Below are 18362 nucleotides of genomic sequence, written 5' to 3' on the forward strand. Positions count from 1 at the left end.
AGACTGCCCACATGAAGTTCGTCCACCGCCAGCGCGCCGCCCTTGCAGACCTGCTCGAAGAACTGGGTCCGTTCGCCCCCACCATGTGTGAGGGTTGGCAGACCCAGGACCTTGCCGCCCACCTGTACGTACGTGAACACCGCCTGGACGCCCTGCCCGGCATCGGCTCCGAGCGCTTCGCCGGACACACCGAGCGGGTCCAGAACCTCGAGCTGCACCGCCGCGGGTTCCTGCCGCTGGTGGAGGCCGTCCGCAGGCCCGGCTGGATCATGCGGCCGCTGGATCAGCTGGTGAACTCCTCGGAGCTCTTCATCCACCACGAGGACGTCCTGCGCGCCAACAATCGCTCGCAGACGCACACCGCGGAGGACCAGGAGCACCTGTGGCCGTTGGCGAAGGTCCTGGCCAGACGTGCCCAGATGCGGTTCGGCGGCCGGCTGCTCATGACCCGCACGGACACCGGCCACGAACGCCAGATCGGTCAGGGAGACCGCACCGTGCACCTCGCCGGGCTGCCGTCGGAACTGCTCCTGCACCTGAGCCAACGCGAGGGCGACGTCACGCTCACGGGCGAGACGGCCGCCATCGACGCGTGGCGTACCGCGATCAGTCCGTTGTGAGCTTCGCGAGGATGAGTTCGCGCACCTTGGCCGCATCGGCCTGGCCGCGCATGGCCTTCATGATCTGACCGATCAGTGCACCGGCCGCCTGGACCTTGCCGCCGCGGATACGCTCGGCGATGTCCGGGTTGGCGGCGATCGCCTCGTCGACGGCGGCACCCAGGGCGCCTTCATCGGAAACGACGGCGAGGCCACGCTTCTCGAGGACCACGGCGGGTTCCCCTTCGCCGGCGAGCACGCCGTCGATGACCTGGCGGGCGAGCTGGTCGTTGACCTTGCCTTCGTCCACCAGCGCCTGCACCGCAGCCACCTGGACGGGGCTGATGGCGAGGTCCTCCAACTCGATGCCGGCCTCGTTGGCCCGGCGGGAGAGGTCTGAAACCCACCACTTTCGGGCGGCCGCCGGGGAGGCTCCTGCGGTGACGGTGTCCTCCACCAGCCCCAGGGCACCGGCGTTGACGATGCCGCTGAAGTCGATGTCGTTGAACCCCCGCTCGCGCTGGAGGCGGCGCCGGTGCTCCGTCGGCGGCTCCGGCAGCGTGGCGCGCAGTTCCTCCACCCACTCGCGCGACGGCGCGATCGGCATCAGGTCCGGCTCCGCGAAGTAGCGGTAGTCCTCCGCGTCGGACTTCACGCGGCCGGCCGAGGTGGTGCCGTCTGCCTCATGCCAGTGGCGGGTCTCCTGCACGATGGAGCCGCCGGCGTCGAGGATGGCCGCCTGCCGCGTCATCTCGTAGCGGACGGCGCGCTCGATGGAGCGAAGCGAGTTGACGTTCTTGGTCTCTGTGCGGGTGCCGAGCTTGTCGCTCCCGATGGGTGCGATGGACACGTTCGCGTCGCAGCGCAGGGAGCCCTGCTCCATCCGTACGTCGGACACGCCGAGGGCCTTGAGCAGGTCGCGCAGCTGCGCCACGTAGGCGCGCGCCACCTGGGGCGCCTTGTCACCCGCGCCCAGGATGGGCCGGGTGACGATCTCGATGAGGGGCACGCCGGCGCGGTTGTAGTCGATGAGCGAGTAGTCCGCCCCCTGGATCCGGCCGGAGCCGCCCACGTGGGTCGCCTTGCCCGCGTCCTCCTCCATGTGCGCGCGCTCGATCTCGACGCGGAAGGTCTCGCCGTCGACCTCAACCTCGACCCAGCCGTCGAAGGCGATGGGTTCGTCGTACTGGGAGGTCTGGAAGTTCTTGGTCATGTCCGGGTAGAAGTAGTTCTTCCGGGCCATGCGGCACCACTCGGCGATCTGGCAGTTGAGGGCCAGACCGATGCGGATGGCGGACTCGACGGCCTTGCCGTTGATCACCGGGAGCGAACCGGGCAGGCCCAGGCACACGGGGCACACGTGCGTGTTCGGGTCGCCGCCGAATTCGTTGGCGCAACCGCAGAACATCTTGGTGTTGGTGTTGAGTTCGACGTGGGTCTCGAGACCCAGTGCAGGCTGATACCTCGTGAGGAGATCGTCGTAATCGACCAGTTCAGTCATCAGTAAACCGCCTTCGATCCCTCGAGCTGAGTCATTTCGCGCCACATCGGGCCGCCCCACTGCGCTTCCAGCGCCCGCTCCAGCACCGCGCCGACCCGGTAGACGCGGGCGTCCTCCATGGGCGGGGCCATGACCTGCAGGCCGGTGGGCAAACCGTCGCTGAGGCCCGACGGGAACGAGCCGGAGGCGTTGCCCGCCATGTTCGACGGGATGGTGCAGAGGTCTGCCATGTACATGCTCATGGGGTCTGTCATCCGCTCCCCCACCTTGAACGCCGTGGTGGGCGTGGTGGGCGAGACCAGCACGTCGACCACCTCGAAGGCGCGGTCGAAATCCGCCTGGATGAGCGAGCGGACCTTCTGCGCCGAGCCGTAGTAGGCGTCGTAGTAGCCCGCGGAGAGGGCGTAGGTGCCGATGATGATGCGGCGCTTGCCTTCGCGGCCGAAGCCGGCCTCGCGGGTGAGGTTCATGACCTCTTCCGCCGAGCGGGAGCCGTCGTCGCCGGCGCGCAGGCCGTAGCGCATGCCGTCGAAACGGGCCAGGTTCGAGCTGAGCTCCGCAGGCTGGATCAGGTAGTACGCGGGCAGCGCGTAGGTGAATGCCGGGCAGGACACCTCGACGACCTCGGCCCCGGCCTGACGCAGCAGTTCCACCGCCTCGTGGAAGCGCTCGAGCACGCCCTCCTCGTAGCCGTCGCCCCTGAACTCGGTGACGATGCCGACCTTCATGCCTTTGAGGTCGGTGGCCTGCGCCGCCGCCACGAGTTGGGGTACGGGCTGGTCGAGCGACGCGGAGTCCTTCGGGTCGTGGCCGCTGATGATCTCCTGCAGCAGGGCCGCGTCCTCGGCGGTGCGGGCGCACGGGCCGGGCTGGTCGAGGCTGGAGGCCATGGCCACCAGGCCGAAGCGCGACGAGCCGCCGTAGGTGGCCTTCACGCCCACGGTGCCGGTGACGGCACCCGGCTGGCGGATCGAGCCGCCGGTGTCGGACCCGATCGCCAACGGCACCATGAACGCCGCAACGGCCGCTGCCGAACCGCCGCCGGAGCCGCCGGGCACCCTGTCGGTGTCCCACGGATTGCGGCTGGGGCCGAACGCGGAGGTCTCAGTCGAGGAGCCCATCGCGAATTCGTCCATGTTGGTCTTGCCGATGATGACCAAGCCGGCATCGCGCAGGCGAGCCACGACGGTGGCGTCGTAGGGCGGCACCCAGCCTTCGAGCATGCGGGAACCGCACGTCGTCGGGAAGTCGGTGGTGCAGTAGTTGTCCTTGACGCCCACGGGCACGCCGGCCAGCGGACCCAGTTCCTCGCCGGCTGCGCGGCGCTGGTCCACGGCGCGTGCCTGCTCGAGCGCGTGCTCACCGTCGACGGCCAGGAACGCGTTCAGGGCGAGGTTCACGGCCTCGATCTGCTCGAGGCAGGCGCGGGTGAGTTCCTCGGAGGTGAGTTCCCGGGCGGCCATCAGCCGGCCCAGTTCAGCGGCGGACTTCGTGATCATCTGGGTCAGTCCTCGCTCAGGATCTGGGGCACGCGGAAGCGGCCGTCCTCGTGGTCCGGCGCGCCGGAGAGTGCCTGCTCCTGCGTGAGGCCGGGGGTGACCACGTCGTCGCGGAACACGTTGCTGACAGGGAGGGCGTGGGTTGCCGTCGGCACGTCGGGGCCCGCGACCTCCGACACGCTGCGGACGGATTCCAGGATGACGTCCAGCTCGGGGGCAAGCTCCGCGCACTCCTGCTCGGTGAGCTGGATGCGGGCCAGAGCGCCCAGCCGGGCCACGTCGTCGGCGGTGAGACCCACGTCGATACTCCCTCGGTTGGTGCGGTGCCGCAGAATGCGGCCTGCCCCATCTTAGGGGTAGACGGCGGGGGTCATCCCCCGGTGAGGATCAGGTAGAACATGCGCCCCAGGAAGAACAGCCCGGTGGCGATGGCCACGGTGATGATGGGCACGATGATGCGCTGGAACTTCTTCCACCGCGTGCCGGGGACGCCACGGGGGCCCCACGAGCCACGGGCCGGCTGCACCCGGGTGGGCGTCTGGCCGTCGAGGTTCAGGTTGGAGAACATGCGCACCTGCCCAGCTTAGGCGCTGGCGGCGCACTGCCCCTCCCCTCAGCCCTGGCCGAGGAGTTCCTCGGTGAGGGAGGCAGCGCGGGCGAGGGCGTCGAACTGCGGGACGACGTCCTGCTGGCGCCACCCGGCCAGCCCGCAGGCCGTGCCGAGCAGCAGGTGGTCGCCGCCCTCTGCCTGGATCGCCCGGAGCACGCGCAGGGCTTCGTTCACCAGGGCATCCACCCCCTGCGGTCGCCCCAGGCCCGTGTCGACGACGCCCAGCACCAGGGTGCGGCGTTCGTCGGCCCACTGCGCCAACTCATCCAGATCCGCCAGGCGGGAATCGACGGCGGCCCCTGCGAACCCGGCGCGCCGGGCCAGTTCCAGCCAGCGGCCGGGGGCGCAGTTGTGCAGGAGGGCACCGTCGGCGAAGGGCTTCAGGGCCTCGACGGCAGCGGCCTCCGAGACACTCCGGTGCCTGCTGAAACCGCTGGAGGTGGGGATGTCGCCCCCGACGACGGCGGCGAGCGCCGGTTCGTCCACCTGCACCAGCACGGTGGCGTCGGGCAGGCGCCGGCTGAACTCACCGCGGAGCACGGCCACCGCCTCGACGAGGGCCTCAGCCAACTCCCTACGCGCCCCGTGATCTGCCAGCAGCCGGTCGCCGGTGGGACGCTCTACCGCCGAGGCCAACGTCCACGGCCCCGCAACGGCGACCTTGAGCGTGCCCGCGAACTCCTGCAGCAATTCTTCCGCGTCGTCCAGGTCGTGGCGCCACTGTGCCCTGGCGCGCCGGTGTTCGGCGTCCGGGTGGTGGGTGAGCCGCCACCCGGCGGGCTGCAGGTCGAACGCGAGCCCATCGACGAGGCCCAGCGTGCGCCCGATCATCGCCGAGGCCACTCCCCTGGCGGGCAACTCCGGCAGCGGCAGCACGTCGGGCAGCGCCTCTGCCATCGCGGAGAGGGCGCCACGGAAATCCGTGCCGGGCAGCGACCCGGCAGCGGTGATCCGCATCACCGCGCCTCGGCGATGACGGCCGAGCCCACCACGCGGCTGCCGTCGTAGACGACGACGGTCTGGCCGGGGGCCACTCCGGAGGCGGGTTCGTCGAGCGCCACCACCAGGTCGCCGTCGAGAAGGGAGATCGTGGCGTCCTGTGGGATGCCGTGCGCCCGGTACTGGGCGTGCCCGCGCCAGGGGCCCTCGATGGGCGACTCCGTCCAGGTGGGACGGATGCCGCGCAGCGAACGCACGGCGAGGTCCTCGCGGGCACCGACGACGACCGTGTTGCTCACCGGCTCGATGCTCAGCACGTAGCGGGGTTCGCCCGTGGGTGCGGGGACGCGCAGGTCGAGCCCCTTGCGCTGGCCGACGGTGAAGCGGTGGTGCCCCTGGTGCTCGCCGAGCACCTGCCCGTCGGCGTCGATGATGGGGCCCGGCTTGTCGTCGAGGTAGCGCGACAGGAAGCCCTGGGTGTCGCCGTCTGCGATGAAACAGATGTCGTGGCTGTCGGGCTTCTTCGCCACGCCGAAACCGAGCGCGGCCGCCTCCTGCCGCACCACGGGCTTCTCCACGTCGTGCAGCGGGAACAGGCAGCGGCTCAGCTGCGCCTGGTTCAACATGCCCAGCACGTAGGACTGGTCCTTGGCGGCGTCCGCAGCGCGGTGGAGCGACACCGAGCCGTCGTCGTGGCGCTGCAGGTCTGCGTAGTGCCCGGTGGCGACGGCCTCGAAACCGAGCGCGACACCCCTGTCGAGCACGGCGGCGAACTTGATCTTCTCGTTGCACCGCAGACAGGGGTTGGGGGTGCGGCCGGCCTGGTACTCGGCGATGAAGTCCTCGACGACCGCCTCATGGAACTCCTCGGCGAAGTCCCACACGTAGAAGGGGATGTCCAGCTTGTCCGCCACGCGGCGGGCGTCGTGCGAGTCCTCCAGCGAGCAACAGCCGCGGGCTCCGGAGCGGTACGACGCTGGGTTCTTCGAGAGCGCCAGGTGCACGCCCGTCACATCGTGGCCCTCTGCCACGAGGCGCGCGGCGGCGACGGCGGAGTCCACTCCGCCTGACATGGCAACCAGAACCCGCATGGCCCTCCTTGGATGATCGGCACCCAAGTCTAGGCGCCCATCGCCGTGGCCAGAAAAAGGGCGGCGGGGCCCGTGGGTTCGGACGGCCCCCGCCAGACGGCGTGCAGGTCACGCTCGATGCTGCCGCCGACGATCGGCACCGCCAACAGCCTGCCGGCGACCAACCCGCTGAGGACCGCGTGGATGGAGAGGACGGCGGGCCCCAGCCCCGCCGCCACGGCAGCGACCACCGCGCCGTTGCTCGAGAGCTCCACGAGGGGGGCGACCCGGCGGCCGGGCACCGCCTGGTCGAGGAATGACCTGGTGCCCGAGCCGCGTTCCCGTTCCACCAGTGCGGTGACGCCCAGCTCCTCGACGGTGACGCCCCCACGCCTGTCCGCCCAGGGATGCTCCGGAGCGACCACCACGACGAGCCGGTCGGCGCCGACGCGGACCCGCTGCAGGTCGCCCGGCACTTCCGGGCCCTCCACGAACCCGAGGCCCACCCGCCCGCGGCGCACGTCGTCGATGACGTCGGCCGAGTTGTGGATCACCATGCTGGCCGCGACGCCGGGGTGGTCGCGCCGCATGGCGGCCAGCCAACTGGGCGCGAGGTATTCGGCGATCGTCATGCTGGCGGAGACCACCAGGTCGCGACCCTCGTGCTGCAGCGCGGCGACCCCCTGCAGCAGGCGGTCCATCGCCATCACCACGCTGCGCGCCCATTCGACGATGAGCTCCCCGTCTGCGGTCAGAGTGGAGCCTGCGGCGCTCCGGGTGACCAGCGTGAGCCCGAGCCGCTGCTCCAGGCCGGCCAGGGTCCGGCTCGCGTTCGACTGGGCCATCCCGACAGCCCGGGCTCCGGCACCCAGGCCGCCTTCGTCGGCGACGGCAACCAACAGGCGCAGGGCCGCGACGCCGGGCTCGTGGGTCAGAGACATATCGGGAGCATATGCCCTCATGTCCGATGCGGGTTACCGCCTCCGGCCAGAAATTCTCCACACTCTTCCTGTGACCACAGCAACAGCCGCCAGAGCGAGCACGTCCGTTCTCCCGGGGCTCGCCGCAGCCTTCGCCGCAGCCCTGCTCGCCGTCGCCATCGGCCAGGTGGTCCCCACCCTCAGCCCGCTGCTGGTGGCGATCATCCTCGGCGTCCTCTGGCGGAACCTCGCGGGGCAACCGGCCTCATGGGCACCGGGTGTCGCCGTCGCGGGCAAGCGCGTGCTGCGGATCGGCATCGTGCTGCTGGGCTTCCAGGTGTCGCTCGTCGAAGTGCTCGGGCTCGGCGCCGGCACGCTCCTGCTGGTGGTGGCCGCCGTCGGCGTCACCTTCTTCACGACGCGACTCCTGGGCAGGCGGCTCGGGTTCTCCATGGCGCAGAGCACCCTGATCGCCGCCGGCTTCTCGATCTGCGGTGCCGCCGCCGTGGTGGGGGTCGAGCCGGTCACCGACGCCGACGAGAACGACACTGCCAGCGCCGTCGCCCTGGTGGTGGTGTTCGGCACCCTCCTGATCCCGCTGCTGCCCCTCGCGGTGGCTGCCCTGAACCTCGGCGCCCAGGCGGGCGGCATGTGGGTGGGCGCCTCGACGCACGAGGTGGCGCAGGTGGTGGCCGCCGCCGGCCTGATCGGCCCAGAGGCGCTGACGGTGGCGGTCACGGTGAAGCTGGCCCGCGTCCTGTGCCTCGCACCCATGGTCGCACTGCTGGCCCTGGGGCGCCGCCGCCGCGCGACCGCCGACACCTCCGCGCTGCCGCAGATCGTGCCGCTGTTCATCGCCGGCTTCGTGGTCGCCATGCTCGTGCGCACCGTCGGTATCCTGCCGGGGGACGCGCTGGGCGCGATCACGGTGGGGCAGAAGCTGCTCCTCGCCGCCGCGATGTTCGCGCTCGGGCTGGGGGTGCACGTGAAGTCCATGCTGACGGTGGGCGGCAAGCCGTTCATCCTTGCCACCATCGCCACCGGCATCATCACCTCGATCGGGCTCGCCGGCGCCCTGGTCCTGGCCTAGAACGCCGCCCGCGCCTGCTGCAGCGCCTCGGGGAGCACCTGGCACAAGCCGTCGATGTCGGCATCCGTCGTCGACCAGCCCACCGAGAACCGCAGCGACTGGGTCGCCTCGTCGGGGGTACGGCCCATCGCCAGCAACACGTCGCTGGGCTGATGCACCCCGGCCCTGCAGGCAGACCCGACGGAGGCGTGCACACCTCGCTGGTCCAGCAGGAACAGGAGGTCGTCGGCCCTGATGCCGTCGAAGGTCACGTTGACGATGTGCGGTGCGCCGTCGTCGCGGCTGTTGAGCCGGCCACCGGCGCCAACCGCCGCCGCTGCGATCCGTCGGCTGAAGCCGCGCAGCCGTCCAGCCTCCTCAGACAGCGACCCGACGGCGGTGCTCGCGGCCCGCGCGAAGGCCGCCGCCAGGATCACCGGCACCGTCCCCGAGCGCACCTCCCGCTCCTGGCCGCCGCCCAGGCCGGTGGCCCGCGGCACCACCTCGCGCCTGGCGAGAAGCGCGCCGACGCCCACGGGGCCGCCGATCTTGTGCGCGGACAACGCCATCAGGTCCGCGCCGCTGGCCGCGAAGTCGACGGGCAGGTGCCCGAGCGCCTGCACCGCGTCCACGTGCAGCCACGCACCCGCCCGCGTGGCCAGGTCACGGATGTCGTCGACCGGCTGCACGATCCCCGTCTCGTTGTTGACCGCCATCACCGAGACGACGCCGACCCGCTCGTCGATCAACTGCGCAGCCTCCGCGACGTCCGCCCACCCCTCCGACGTGACCGGGATGGTTTCCGCGCCCCGGTGGACGGCGCCCAGGACGGCGGGATGCTCCACGGCGGACACGAGACACCGGTCCCGGCCCTCGTCGCGTCGCTTCGCCCAGCCCCCCAGCACGGCGATGCTGTCCGCCTCGGATCCCCCTGACGTGAAGACGACCTCGGTCGGGTGCGCCCCCACCGCCGCGGCCAGTTCCTCCCGTGCCTCCTCCAGGACGGCGCGTGCACGCTGGCCGGGCCGGTGCAGCGAGGAGGGATTCCCCACGAGGGAAGCGAGCTCCGTGAACACCGTTATGCTGTCTCCGCGCATGGGGGACGACGCGGCGTGATCGAGGTAGACCGACATAACCTCAGCCTAGAGGCGCGGCGCGCAGACCAATTAGTCCCAACGCAGCCCCAGTGGCAGAATGAAGCGCCGTTCCACCCCTCTGATGAAAGACAGCATGATCCCCCAATCGGCCCCTGACAGCCGCTCCCTCGGCGCCCACATCACTGATGCCGGAGTCCGCTTCGGGTTGTGGGCACCTCGCGCGACGGCAGTCGAGCTGGTGCTGGTGGACCAGACCAACCATCAGTTCAACCACCACATGGCCGCCGACGACCGAGGGCTCTGGACGGTCGAGATCCCGGGCATCGGCGCCGGCCAGGCTTACGGCTACCGGGTGCACGGCCCGTGGGACCCGAGTGCGGGCAGCCGCTTCAATCCGGCCCGCCTCCTGCTGGACCCCTACGCCCGCGCCATCAGCGGCGGCGTCGACTTCCGTGGCCCCATCCTCGACCACGTGCCGGGCGACCCCTTCACCATCTCCACCTGGGATTCCTTCGGAGCCGTGCCGCTGTCGGTGGTGGTGCGCGACACCCCGCCGCCCAAGGCCATCGAGAAGCGCCGGCCGATGTCGGAGACGATCATCTACGAGACGCACCTGCGCGGCTTCACCAAGATGCACCCGAGCGTGCCGGAGCACCTGCGCGGTTCCTACCTCGGCATGGCGGACCCGGCGGTCGTCGCCTACCTCAAGGACCTGGGCGTCACCGCGGTCGAGTTCCTCCCGCTGCACCACTTCGTCTCCGAGCCGTTCATCGTGGCCAAGGGCCTGCGCAACTACTGGGGCTACAACACGCTCGGCTTCTTCGCCCCGCACGCCTTCTACGCGCCCCGCGGCACCGTCGGTGACCAGGTGTCCCAGTTCAAGGCCATGGTCTCCGCCCTGCATGAGGCCGACATCGAGGTGCTGCTCGACGTGGTCTACAACCACACCGGCGAGGGTGGCCACCAGGGCCCCACCCTGTCCATGCGGGGCATCGACCACGACGCGTACTACCGCCTCACCAACGACCGCCGCAACGACTACGACGTCACCGGCACCGGCAACTCCGTCAACACCGCCCACCCCATGGCCCTGCAACTGGTGATGGATTCGCTGCGGTACTGGGTCACGGAGATGGGCGTCGACGGCTTCCGCTTCGACCTGGCCACCACCATGATCCGCGACGCCCAGCACCACGTCGACCAGAACCACGCCTTCAAGCAGCTCGTGGCGGCGGACCCCACCTTCGACGGCATCAAGATGATCGCCGAACCGTGGGACGTCGGCCCCTACGGCTACCAGGTGGGCGCCTACGGGCCCGGCTGGTACGAGTGGAACGACCGGTTCCGCGACCACGTGCGCGACTACTGGCGCGGCGGCGTACACGGGGTCCAGGAGCTGGCCACCCGGCTGGCCGGTTCGCCTGACATCTTCGACCAGCCCGGCCGCAACCCCCAGGCGAGCATCAACTTCGTCACCGCGCACGACGGCTTCACGATGCTGGATCTGGTCAGCTACGACGTCAAGCACAACTGGGACAACGGCGAGGCCAACCGCGACGGCAGTGACAACAACCGCTCCTGGAACCATGGCTGGGAGGGCGAGACGCCAGACCCCGAGATCAACGCGCTGCGTCGCCGCCAGGTGCTCAACATGATGGCCACCCAGCTGCTGGCCGCCGGCACGCCCATGCTGACGGCCGGAGACGAATTCGGCCGCACGCAGAAGGGCAACAACAACGCCTACTGCCAGGACTCGCCCACGTCCTGGGTGAACTGGGACATCGCCCCCGAATGGCAGGCCGTGCGCGACCGCATCCGTGACCTCATCGCCATCCGGCAGCGGCACTGCGCGTTCCGGCCGGTTGACTACGCCTACCACACCGAGATCATCAACCAGCACGGCGAGAACCTGCAGCGCGTCGACCTCACCTGGATGGACGGCCGCTACGGCGAGATGAGCCAGGACGCCTGGCACGACGGCGCCCGCCGCCTACTGGGGATGTACGTCTCCAACGACCACGAGGGCTTCCTCACCTGGTTCAACTCGGACCCGGAACCGCAGCGCATCGTGTTGCCCACCATGCCCTGGGGGCGCGCCTACGAGGTCATCTGGCATTCCGGCGACGAGGGCGAACTGCCGGAGGGCGAGCTGCCCGCGCTCGGCGAATTCGACATCCCCGGCCGCACCGTCGCGCTCATGCGCGTCAGCGTGCCGCTCAACTCCAAGGAGCTGCTCGCGCTCCAGGCCGAGTCGGAGCCCTCGTCGTACGACCTCGTTCCGGGCGGCACGTCCAACAGCTAGGCTGGCGGCGTGACTGAGGACATCTCGCCCCGTATCAGCAAGCGCATCGTCCGGACAGACGGAGGCTTCGGCCGCATCCCCGTCACCGGCGTCACTCCCGTCATCGAGGGAGGGGCCTACCCCGTCAAGGCCGTGGTCCATGAACGCATCCTGATCCAGGCCTGCGTCTTCCGGGAGGGCCATGACGCGGTCAACGCATCGGTCATCCTCACCTCCCCCGGCGGCACCCAGCGCCGCGTCGACATGAAACAGGTCGAGCCGATGGGCCTCGACATCTGGCAGGCGCACGTGCGCATGGCCGCAGAGGGCGACTGGACCTACCGCATCGAGGGCTGGTCAGATCCCTGGGGCACCTGGCGCCACGCCGCGGAGAAGAAGCTCCCGGTCGGGGTCGACGTCGAACTGGTCTGCATGGAGGGCCGTGACCTCCTGGAGCGGGCCGCCCAGCACGCGGACCAGCTGCGGGTAGCCGGCGCCGCCCACCTCCTGCGCGGCGCGTCCGAGACGATCACGCCGGAGACGGACATCGAGGAGATCCTCGAGCTGGTCACCTCCGGCCCCATCCACCGGGCCATGGCCCGCTTCGGCCCGCGCGAAATGGTCTCCCCCACCCCCGACTACCCCATCAGGGTCGAGCGTCGGCGCGCGCTGTACTCCTCCTGGTACGAGTTCTTCCCCCGTTCCCAGGGCGCCCATGTGGACGAGCACGGCACCTGGCACTCGGGCACGTTCGATTCTTCGCACGAGCGTCTGGAGGCTGCCGCCGCCATGGGCTTCCACGTGGTCTACCTACCGCCCATCCACCCCATCGGCACCGCCTTCCGCAAGGGGAAGAACAACTCCCTGGACCCCAGTCCGCAGGATCCCGGTTCCCCGTGGGCGATCGGCTCCCCGGACGGCGGGCACGACGCGATCCACCCGGATCTCGGCGACTTCGAGGACTTCGACAGGTTCGTCGCGAAGGCCCGTTCGCTGGGCCTGGAGGTGGCGCTCGATCTGGCGCTGCAGGCCTCGCCGGACCACCCCTGGGTACAGGACCACCCTGAATGGTTCACCACCCGGCTGGACGGCACCATCGCCTACGCCGAGAACCCCCCGAAGAAGTACCAGGACATCTACCCCGTCAACTTCGACCTCGACCCGGTGGGCATCTACCACGAGGTGCTGCGCATCGTGCGGTTCTGGATCGACCGCGGCGTGAGCATCTTCCGCGTCGACAACCCCCACACCAAGCCCGTCGAGTTCTGGGACTGGCTCATGAGCCGGGTCTACGAGACAAACCCAGAGGTGATCTTCCTCGCGGAGGCGTTCACGAAGCCGCAGATGATGGCCGCGCTCGGCAAGGTGGGCTTCCACCAGAGCTACACCTACTTCACCTGGCGCAACGCGAAGTGGGAACTCGAGGAGTACCTCACCGAGCTGTCCTCGGAGATGGCCTCCTTCTACCGGCCCAACTTCTTCGTCAACACCCCGGACATCAACCCGCTCTACCTGCAGTCGGGCAACCCGGCCGCCTTCTCGATCCGGGCTATCCTGGCCGCCACCATGTCCCCCACCTGGGGCGTCTACTCCGGCTTCGAACTCTTCGAGCACGAACCGCTGGCCGAAGGCCGTGAGGAATACCTCAACTCGGAGAAGTACGAGTACCGGCCGCGTGACTACAACGCGCAGCCCAACCTCAACCTCCTGTTGGGGAGGCTCAACGAGATCCGCGAGCAGCACCCGTCGCTGCAGCAGCTGCGCGACATCCACCTCCACCATGCAGCGCACGACCAGGTCATCGTCTACTCCAAGCGCGACGCCGACGACCTGGTCGTCGTCGTGTGTTCCCTGGACCAGGACGCCACCGTGGAGTCGCCCGTCATGCTCGACTTCGACGCGCTCGGTTTCCCGAACCGCGCCACGGTCAAGGTGCACGACCTGCTGACCGGCGAGGAATACCAGTGGGGCCGCGAGTCCTTCGTCCGGCTCTACCCCGGCAAGCCCGCCCACATCTTCCACGTGACGGCCGAATGACCGGCACCGATGATCTCTGGAACCTCGCGCTCACGCAGCGGTGGTTCTCCGGGCGCGAGGGGCGCCCCGTCGACGTCGAGTACGGCGATTGGCTCCCCTCGGAAGACGCCGAGGTCCGTCTCCGGCCGGCGGTGCTCGTCGTCGAGTTCGACGGCGGACGCCGGGAGCGCTTCCTCATTCCGCTGCTGTACCGCGGCAGGGAGGACCCCGTTGACGCCTGCGACGACGGCGCGGTCCTGCTGGACCTGCTCCGCGCCGAGGCCCCTGGCTTTGAACGGTTGCGCGACGTGCCGGAGGGCCTACCCGCCCGCCGCTACACGGGCGAGCAGTCCAATACGAGCATCTTCTACGGCACGCAGCTGCTGGCGAAGGTGTTCCGCCGCCTCGAGCCTGGCGTCAACGCGGATGTGGAGGTGCACAGGGCGCTGGCCGGCAGCGGCGTGGTGGCCGAGCTCTATGGCGCGTGGCGGGTCGACGGCACTGACTACGCCGTTTTCCTGGAGGCGCTGAAGGCCCCGCAGGACGGCTACCTGCTCGCCTGCGAATTCGCTTCCGAGGGCCGCAGTTTCGCAGACCATGCGCAGGCGCTGGGCGTCGCGCTCGCCACGGTGCACCACCGCCTCGCGGCCAATTTCCCGATGTCGACCACCGACGGCACCCGGCTGGCGGACGACTTCAGGCGGCGTTTCCGCACCGTCGTGGCAGAGGTGGGCGCCGTCGAGCCGTATCAGCCCGCCGCCGAGGCCGTGTTCGCCCAGGTCGCGGACCACCAGGTGCCCACGCAACGCGTGCACGGCGACTGCCACCTCGGCCAGGTCCTCCTCAGCGAGGGCCGGTGGATCTACGTCGACTTCGAGGGCGAGCCCCTGAAGTCGATCGAGGAGCGCAGCCTGCCGGATTCACCGTTGCGCGATGTCGCCGGCATGCTGCGTTCCTTCGCCTACGCCGCAGCGGCCGGCGAAGCCGACGATGCCTGGCTCACCGAGGCCCGCGATGCCTTCCTGCGCGGATACGGGCAGGACCACATCGACGCGCCGCTGCTGGCGGCCTACGAGATCGACAAGGCGGGGTACGAGGCGACCTACGAGTCGCGCTACCGCCCCCACCTGCTCGGCGTCCCCCTGGGTTACCTCGACACGCTCGGCTGAAGCGCCCCGGCCACTGCCAGCCGGTGCCTCACCAGCACTGCGCGCAGCAACTGGTCGAAGCGCGTCCGGTCCAGAGCCGGCGCCCCCTGGAGCGGGCGAATCCCGCCGCCCCTACTCAGCCGAGCCTTGACCGTGTGGAGGCCCACCACCTGATGCACCGCGATCTGCTCGTAGGTCAATCCACAGATGTCGCGCAGCACCAACGCCTCCCTGATGACCACCGGCAGAGACTCCACCACCCCCCGCAGCCGCAGTTCGACCGGATCCGTGCACACGGGCACGGGAAGCGCCGCCTGCCTGAGCGGCTCAGGGCTCCGTTGCCGATGCCAGGCGACCGCCCGGGACGTCCCCGCCGCCACCAAGCTCAGCCACTGGCCGAACGCCACCGCCCCGCTGTAATCAGTGATCGCCCTCCTCGCGTTGCCGAACGTGTGCGCCAAAGCATCCATCGCGTCGCGCGGGTCGTTGGTGATCCTCAGACAGACGGACCACAGCGTGTGACGGTGGGGCTCGAGCAGCGCCCCGAACGCCCGCTCATCCCCCGCGCGTGCCGCGTCGATGGCAAAGGTCCTTGCCGCTATGTCGCCCACCGACGTGATCGTCATGTTGTCCCCCCCTGAAATCAACGGTGACCTGAGCCATATCCTCGTCCGGCGGCTTAAGGGATTCTTAAACTTCCTTACCGGATGGACTTTGGGAACGCGTCCGTCGTGAAATCATGTGTCGATGGAGAAGGCTTGCCGGATTCGCCTTCTCGGCCCCGCCCGGGTGCTGGGGGCCGACGGCGCCGGCCCTGTGATGATGAGCGGAACGCGGCAGCGGGTCCTGCTGGCTGCGCTCGCCCTGAGGCCCGGCCGCCCCGTCCCCGTGCCGGACCTCGTTTCCGCGCTCTGGGGGGACGAACCGCCGGACAGCGTGCACAACGCCCTCCAGGTTCACGTCTCAGGGCTACGCAAGGTTGTCGAACCGCTCGGTTTCCCCATCGTCCGCGACGGCGCCACCTACACCCTGTCCTGCGGGATCTCCGACGTCGACGTGGCCATGTTCGAGGCTCTCGTCACCCGCGCGCAGTCCCTCCTCCGTAGCGCCGCCCCGGACCAGGCGCTGGAGGTGTTGGAACGGGCCTTCACGCTCGCCTCAGGCCCGCTGCTGGCGGGGCTGGACCTGACGGCCTGGTTGGAGCAGGCCCGCCGGGCGATCGCCGAGCGGCACGTCGCCGCCCGCCGCGACCACATCATCGCCCTCTTCCGCAGCGGCCGTGCGGAGCGCGCGGTGGAGGAAGCGCGGTCGCTGGTGGCCGACGATCCCCTCGACGAGGCGTCCTGGTCGCGACTGATGGCCGCCCAGTACCACGCGGGCCAGCCCGGTGCCGCCCTGGAGACGTTCCACCAGGCCCGCCGCACGCTGCTCGACGAGCTCGGCGTGGAGCCGTCGCCCGAGCTCACGGCGCTGCAGCGCGACATCCTCAACCACAAGCTGCCGTCCCCGGTCACTCCGCCGACGTTGCAGGGAGCCTCGCTGCCGACGGCGGACCTCGTCGGGCGCGACGACCTCGTCGAGCGAGTGCTTTCGGCGGTGGGCTCGCACCGGCTGGTGACGCTCCACGGCCTCGGAGGGGTGGGCAAGTCCGCCCTCTGCATCGCCGTGGTGGACAGGCTGAAGGCGGCGGGCCGCCGGGTGGCCACGACGGAGTTCATGCAGGTGTCCACGCCCAGGGACGCGCTGGAATCCTGGTGCCGAGCCCTCCAGTTGCCGGTCGGGGACGGGGATCCGACGCAGACGATCGCGAGGGCCGGGCCGTGCGTCCTCGTTGCCGACAACGCGGAGCAGTTCGACGGTTTCGCGGACCTCGCGCTCGCCCTGCTGTCCGCCGCGCCTGAGGCCACGGTGCTCGTGACCGCCCGTCAGCCGGTCGGCATCGGCCCGGAGGCGGCGATCGTCGTGCCCCCGCTCCCGTCGGATCCCAGCGGCCCGTCGGCCGCCGAGGAGTTGTTCGTCCGGCATTGCCGCCGCGCCACGCCCGGCATCGATCTGGAGGATTCCGCGGCCGACATCCGAGAATTGTGCCGGCTGAGCGGTGGCCTGCCGCTGGCGATCGAGCTCCTCGCCGCGCGGATCAGGGCGTCGTCCCCCGCGCGGCTGGTCGAGCAGTTGCACCGGTCCCCTGAGGCGCTCGCAGCCCTGACGACGGACCGCGATCCCCGGCGCAGCATCCCCGCCGTCGTCGAGTGGGCGGCCAACGGTTGCTCGCCGGAGGCGCGGATGCTGCTGCGCGCCATGGCCGAGGCGGCTGGACTCGTCAGTGGGCACCTCGTCGACTCGCTGAGTCGCAGCCCCCAGGCGCTGATGGAACTCGTGGACGCCGGCCTCGTCACCGGACCCACGGACTCTGACCACTTCCTCGTCCTGCCCCCGGTGGCGCAGGCCCTCGGCGACTCCGACGGCCCCACCCGGGACGCGCTGCTCGACGCTGTGACGGACCTGGTGCGGCCCCCGGACGGGTCACAGCCCTCGGTCCGGGCGCTTCTGGACGACCAGTCCGCCGTGTTGCGGGCCGTGACGCTCTCCTGCGAGGCGGGGCACCCGGGGGTCCTGCTGCCGTGGCTCGAACCCTTCTGGCTCGCCACCGCCCGCGTGCGCGAGGGCATCCGCGTCCTGAACGGTGCGCTGGAGAACGCGCATCCCGACGACAGGGTGGCCCTGCAGGTCGCGCTGGGGCTGTTGGTGGTCCTGACCGGTGAAGGCGACCCCGACGCCCTGGAGGCGTCCCTCCGTGCGGCGGAAACCACGCCCTGGCACCACAGCCGGCTCGTCGTCGAGGGCTGGTGCAGCGTCGGGGGCCTCCACGCAGCCGGCCTCCGGCCGGAGGAGGTGACGCGGTGCGCGCAGGAGGCGACCACGGCGGCCGGCCACGACCCGGTGCTGCGCGCCCTGGCGCTGGGCTGCTCCGCGGCCGCCGCGGACGCCGAAGGTGACACTGAGCACGCCGTGGACCTCGGCTTCCGGAGCGTCGCCGAGCTCCGACGCCACGGGGACCCCCAGGATCTGGTCGCGGCGCTGGGGCGGCTGGTGGAGCCCCTCGTCCGCCTGGGCCGGGTGGCACAGGCGCGGGTCAACGTCGACGAGATGTTGGAGCTGTCGGCCCGGCACCCCATGGGGATGGGAGCTGTGGCGGTCTCGGCCGAGGCGGCCGTCGTCGAGCTCGCGGAGGGCGGGGCCGCCGCCTCGATCGGAATGGCCACCACGGTGCTGGCCAAACTCGACGAAGTGGGGTGCCGCACGCGCCACGAGGTGGTGGCGCTGCGCTGCATCGCCCTCGCTCACACGCAACTCGGCCGGCCCGGCCTCGGGGCCCGCTTCTTGGGCGCCGCCGACCAGGTGGCCCACCGCGCTGGCCGGCATCCCGAGGAACCGTGGGCGCTGTTGTTCGAACCGACGCTGGCCGCGCTGCGGGCGGCCCCCGAGTTCGCGGAGAACCGTCTCATCGGCCGATCCGATCCCGACGGTGTGGTCCAGCGCTGGCTGGCAGCCGTCGCCAACGCCTGAAACCAGGCACGTAGCCACGTCCGCCAGCGGCGCACCCCTGGGCACG

15 protein-coding genes are annotated in these 18362 nt (G+C 70.5%); 6 read left to right on the forward strand and 9 right to left on the reverse strand.

Annotated elements, in window-relative coordinates; genetic code table 11:
* Positions 1 to 11 precede the first annotated feature (11 nt).
* Positions 12 to 620: a maleylpyruvate isomerase family mycothiol-dependent enzyme gene (locus tag ACX1DX_RS04635; RefSeq protein ID WP_459397783.1), complete on the forward strand. Its 609-nt coding sequence runs from the start codon at positions 12 to 14 to the stop codon at positions 618 to 620.
* Here ACX1DX_RS04635 and gatB read toward each other — a convergent pair.
* The 7 genes from gatB to ACX1DX_RS04670 all read right to left on the reverse strand — a co-directional run bounded on the left by gatB (position 607) and on the right by ACX1DX_RS04670 (position 7159).
* Entirely contained in the window at positions 607 to 2103 is a 1497-nt protein-coding gene (gatB, locus tag ACX1DX_RS04640) for an Asp-tRNA(Asn)/Glu-tRNA(Gln) amidotransferase subunit GatB (RefSeq protein WP_459398176.1), read from the reverse strand. The two genes, ACX1DX_RS04635 and gatB, sit on opposite strands and share 14 nt — an antisense overlap.
* Complete coding sequence (gene gatA / locus ACX1DX_RS04645; protein ID WP_459398177.1) at positions 2100 to 3608, reverse strand: Asp-tRNA(Asn)/Glu-tRNA(Gln) amidotransferase subunit GatA; 1509 nt, start codon at positions 3606 to 3608, stop codon at positions 2100 to 2102. Before gatA ends, gatB begins: the two co-directional genes overlap by 4 nt.
* On the reverse strand, positions 3605 to 3898 hold the full coding sequence (gene gatC, locus ACX1DX_RS04650) for an Asp-tRNA(Asn)/Glu-tRNA(Gln) amidotransferase subunit GatC (protein WP_076058586.1): 294 nt from the start codon (positions 3896 to 3898) through the stop codon (positions 3605 to 3607). Before gatC ends, gatA begins: the two co-directional genes overlap by 4 nt.
* A 71-nt stretch (positions 3899 to 3969) precedes the next feature.
* Positions 3970 to 4167 (reverse strand): hypothetical protein, encoded by a 198-nt coding sequence (locus ACX1DX_RS04655; RefSeq protein WP_245244228.1) that lies wholly within the window; start codon positions 4165 to 4167, stop codon positions 3970 to 3972.
* A 45-nt stretch (positions 4168 to 4212) separates the two neighbouring features.
* Positions 4213 to 5166 (reverse strand): uroporphyrinogen decarboxylase family protein, encoded by a 954-nt coding sequence (locus ACX1DX_RS04660; protein WP_459397784.1) that lies wholly within the window; start codon positions 5164 to 5166, stop codon positions 4213 to 4215.
* Positions 5166 to 6239 (reverse strand): tRNA 2-thiouridine(34) synthase MnmA, encoded by a 1074-nt coding sequence (gene mnmA / locus ACX1DX_RS04665; RefSeq protein ID WP_459397785.1) that lies wholly within the window; start codon positions 6237 to 6239, stop codon positions 5166 to 5168. The genes ACX1DX_RS04660 and mnmA overlap by 1 nt, the downstream gene beginning before the upstream one ends.
* A gap of 29 nt (positions 6240 to 6268) precedes the next feature.
* Positions 6269 to 7159, reverse strand: a complete 891-nt coding sequence (locus ACX1DX_RS04670; RefSeq protein WP_459397786.1) for a LysR family transcriptional regulator — start codon at positions 7157 to 7159, stop codon at positions 6269 to 6271.
* A 70-nt stretch (positions 7160 to 7229) separates the two neighbouring features.
* On the opposite strand from ACX1DX_RS04670, the gene ACX1DX_RS04675 reads away from it, so the two are divergent.
* A complete protein-coding gene (locus ACX1DX_RS04675) occupies positions 7230 to 8228 on the forward strand; it encodes a YeiH family protein (RefSeq protein WP_459397787.1) in 999 nt (332 codons plus the stop codon).
* Here the strand turns inward: ACX1DX_RS04675 and ACX1DX_RS04680 are convergent.
* Positions 8225 to 9340 carry a cysteine desulfurase family protein gene (locus tag ACX1DX_RS04680; RefSeq protein WP_459397788.1) on the reverse strand — a complete coding sequence of 372 codons (1116 nt, stop codon included), beginning with the start codon at positions 9338 to 9340 and terminating at the stop codon, positions 8225 to 8227. The two genes, ACX1DX_RS04675 and ACX1DX_RS04680, sit on opposite strands and share 4 nt — an antisense overlap.
* 97 nt (positions 9341 to 9437) lie before the next feature.
* Here ACX1DX_RS04680 and glgX point away from each other — a divergent pair, with 97 nt between their 5' ends.
* Genes glgX through ACX1DX_RS04695 form a run of 3 tightly spaced genes read left to right on the forward strand, consistent with a single transcriptional unit; the run spans position 9438 to position 14770 of the window.
* Positions 9438 to 11606 carry a glycogen debranching protein GlgX gene (glgX, locus tag ACX1DX_RS04685; protein WP_459397789.1) on the forward strand — a complete coding sequence of 723 codons (2169 nt, stop codon included), beginning with the start codon at positions 9438 to 9440 and terminating at the stop codon, positions 11604 to 11606.
* 9 nt (positions 11607 to 11615) lie between these two features.
* Entirely contained in the window at positions 11616 to 13622 is a 2007-nt protein-coding gene (locus ACX1DX_RS04690) for a maltotransferase domain-containing protein (RefSeq protein WP_459397790.1), read from the forward strand.
* Positions 13619 to 14770 carry a phosphotransferase gene (locus ACX1DX_RS04695; RefSeq protein ID WP_459397791.1) on the forward strand — a complete coding sequence of 384 codons (1152 nt, stop codon included), beginning with the start codon at positions 13619 to 13621 and terminating at the stop codon, positions 14768 to 14770. Before ACX1DX_RS04690 ends, ACX1DX_RS04695 begins: the two co-directional genes overlap by 4 nt.
* Here the strand turns inward: ACX1DX_RS04695 and ACX1DX_RS04700 are convergent.
* A complete protein-coding gene (locus ACX1DX_RS04700) occupies positions 14749 to 15375 on the reverse strand; it encodes an RNA polymerase sigma factor (RefSeq protein WP_459397792.1) in 627 nt (208 codons plus the stop codon). The two genes, ACX1DX_RS04695 and ACX1DX_RS04700, sit on opposite strands and share 22 nt — an antisense overlap.
* 121 nt (positions 15376 to 15496) lie before the next feature.
* Between ACX1DX_RS04700 and ACX1DX_RS04705 the strand changes: the two genes are divergently transcribed.
* The gene (locus ACX1DX_RS04705) at positions 15497 to 18316 is read left to right on the forward strand and encodes an AfsR/SARP family transcriptional regulator (protein ID WP_459397793.1); all 2820 of its coding nucleotides are present in this window, start codon (positions 15497 to 15499) and stop codon (positions 18314 to 18316) included.
* Positions 18317 to 18362 lie beyond the last annotated feature (46 nt).

The organism is Tessaracoccus zhenghani, assembly GCF_054552775.1.

Excerpts from the sequence above, each read along its gene's own strand:
- ACX1DX_RS04635 (WP_459397783.1), top strand. The coding sequence starts at position 12 with ATGAAGTTCGTCCACCGCCAGCGCGCCGCCCTTGCAGACCTGCTCGAA.
- ACX1DX_RS04695 (WP_459397791.1), top strand. The coding sequence starts at position 13,619 with ATGACCGGCACCGATGATCTCTGGAACCTCGCGCTCACGCAGCGGTGG.
- ACX1DX_RS04655 (WP_245244228.1), bottom strand. The coding sequence starts at position 4,167 with ATGTTCTCCAACCTGAACCTCGACGGCCAGACGCCCACCCGGGTGCAG.
- ACX1DX_RS04680 (WP_459397788.1), bottom strand. The coding sequence starts at position 9,340 with ATGTCGGTCTACCTCGATCACGCCGCGTCGTCCCCCATGCGCGGAGAC.
- ACX1DX_RS04670 (WP_459397786.1), bottom strand. The coding sequence starts at position 7,159 with ATGTCTCTGACCCACGAGCCCGGCGTCGCGGCCCTGCGCCTGTTGGTT.
- ACX1DX_RS04705 (WP_459397793.1), top strand. The coding sequence starts at position 15,497 with ATGGAGAAGGCTTGCCGGATTCGCCTTCTCGGCCCCGCCCGGGTGCTG.
- ACX1DX_RS04700 (WP_459397792.1), bottom strand. The coding sequence starts at position 15,375 with ATGACGATCACGTCGGTGGGCGACATAGCGGCAAGGACCTTTGCCATC.
- ACX1DX_RS04660 (WP_459397784.1), bottom strand. The coding sequence starts at position 5,166 with ATGCGGATCACCGCTGCCGGGTCGCTGCCCGGCACGGATTTCCGTGGC.
- glgX (WP_459397789.1), top strand. The coding sequence starts at position 9,438 with ATGATCCCCCAATCGGCCCCTGACAGCCGCTCCCTCGGCGCCCACATC.
- mnmA (WP_459397785.1), bottom strand. The coding sequence starts at position 6,239 with ATGCGGGTTCTGGTTGCCATGTCAGGCGGAGTGGACTCCGCCGTCGCC.